Source organism: Sphaerisporangium melleum (assembly GCF_014646695.1).
Lineage (GTDB): Bacteria > Actinomycetota > Actinomycetes > Streptosporangiales > Streptosporangiaceae > Sphaerisporangium > Sphaerisporangium melleum.
The window spans coordinates 186,963-188,963 of record NZ_BMNT01000016.1 but is presented as its reverse complement, the minus strand read 5'-3'; the positions used below and the strand labels follow the sequence as shown (position 1 = coordinate 188,963).

Below are 2,001 nucleotides of genomic sequence, written 5' to 3'. Positions count from 1 at the left end.
GGCCGGCATCCACGTCGCCGTGGACACCAGCGGGCCGGCGCTGGTGTCGGCGGTCGCCGCGGCCCCCGCCCTGGTCAAGCCCAACCGGCACGAGCTGGCCGAGGCCACCGGCACGTCGATCGCCTCCCTGGGGGACGCGATCGACGCGGCGGGCAAGCTGCGCGCGATGGGCGCCCGGTCGGTCCTGGCCAGCCTGGGCCCCGACGGGGCGATCCTGCTGGAGAACGACCGGGCGTGGTACGGCCGGTGCCCGGTCGACGAGCCGCGCAGCACCGTCGGCGCGGGGGACGCCATGCTGGCGGGCTTCCTCGCCGGGGGCGCGCACGGCGAGCATGCCCTGGTCGAGGCGCTGGCGTGGGCGTCCGCCGCGGTGGCCCTGCCGGGCAGCCGGATGCCCGGCCCGGCCGGCATCCGCCGTGACCTGGTCCGCCTCCTCGCCCCCGACCCCGCCGTACCGCTCACGTCCAGAGACTGACGGCCGGCCGCCTTCGGCACGGTTCCCGACCAGCGCCCACCGGAAGAGCCCCAGGAAAGATCCCTTCGAGCGACCCACCACAGCCGTTGAGCCGGGGACCGAGACAGCGGCGCGAACCACCCCCCGAGGCCGGCGCCGCGCGCCGGCCGCCCCGGAAGGAGCAACGCACATGGCCGATGCCTACACCCCCGCCGTCCACGGGACCGGCGTCAAGGCGACGATCCAGCGGTTCGGCGGCCACCTCGCCGGGATGATCATGCCGAACATCGGCGCCTTCATCGCCTGGGGCCTGGTGACCGCGCTGTTCATCCCCACCGGATGGACGCCGAACGAGACTCTGGCCGGCCTGGTCGACCCGATGATCAAGGTGCTGCTCCCGATCCTGATCGGGTACACCGGCGGCCGCATGGTCCACGGCCAGCGTGGCGCCGTCGTCGGCGCGGTGGCCACCATGGGCGTCGTCGTCGGCGCCGACATCCCGATGTTCCTCGGCGCCATGGCCGTCGGCCCGCTCGCCGCCTTCGTGCTCAAGCACGTCGACGGGTACATCCAGCGGCGGACCAAGGCCGGGTTCGAGATGCTGGTGGACAACTTCACCGCCGGCATCGTGGGCGCGGCGATGGCGGTCGTCGGCCTTCTCGCCATCGGCCCGGTCGTCCGCTCGGTCACCGAGGCGGCGGGCGGCGCCGTCTCCTGGCTGCTCGACCACGGGCTGCTGCCGCTGGCATCGATCCTCATCGAGCCCGCCAAGGTGCTGTTCCTCAACAACGCGATCAACCACGGCGTGCTCGGCCCGCTCGGCGTCGCCGAGGCGGTCAAGCAGGGCAAGTCCATCCTGTTCATGCTGGAGTCCAACCCCGGTCCCGGGCTCGGCCTGCTCCTCGCCTTCATGTTCTTCGGCCCGCGGATGCTGCGCCCCAGCGCCCCGGCGGCGATCATCATCCAGTTCCTCGGCGGCATCCACGAGATCTACTTCCCGTACGTGCTGATGAAGCCCCGGCTGATCCTCGCGGTGATCGCCGGAGGAGCGACCGGCGTCCTGGTCTTCATGATCACTGGGGCGGGGCTGGTCGCCACCCCGTCGCCCGGCAGCATCTTCGCCTACCTCGCGGTCACCCCGAGGGGCGGCTGGTTCGGCGTCCTGGCCGGCATCGCCGCGGCCGCGGCGGTGTCGTTCCTGGTCGCCTCCGCCCTGCTGGGGTTCGGCCGGGCCAACGGCGACGAGCCCGAGCACAGCGAGCAGCAGGCCGAAGCCCAGCCCGTCACCAGAGAGGTGTGATCCCCGATGCCCGCCATCGACAGCAAGGACGTCAAGAAGATCGTGGTCGCCTGCGACGCCGGCATGGGCAGCAGCGTGATGCTGGCCAGTCAGCTCCGCAAGGCCCTCAGCGGGCTCGCGGTGGAGGTGAGCCACACGCCGGTCAACTCCATCCCCGCCGACGCCGACGTGATCGTCTGCCACTCGGGCCTCGCCGCCCGGGCCAGGGCCGCCGCGCCGGGCACGCCGCTGGTGCCGTTCCAGGTGT

3 protein-coding genes are annotated in these 2,001 nt (G+C 73.0%); all 3 read left to right on the top strand.

The window, feature by feature from the left end; all coding sequences use genetic code 11:
- On the top strand, positions 1 to 475 hold a 475-nt coding region (locus IEY93_RS16290; RefSeq protein ID WP_189163896.1), incomplete at its 5' end, for a PfkB family carbohydrate kinase.
- 169 nt (positions 476 to 644) lie between these two features.
- Positions 645 to 1,754 carry a mannitol-specific PTS transporter subunit IIC gene (gene mtlA, locus IEY93_RS16285; protein WP_189163895.1) on the top strand — a complete coding sequence of 370 codons (1,110 nt, stop codon included), beginning with the start codon at positions 645 to 647 and terminating at the stop codon, positions 1,752 to 1,754.
- Positions 1,755 to 1,760: 6 nt separating this feature from the next.
- Positions 1,761 to 2,001 (top strand): PTS lactose transporter subunit IIB (locus IEY93_RS16280; RefSeq protein WP_229691183.1); only part of this gene is annotated, 241 nt, incomplete at its 3' end.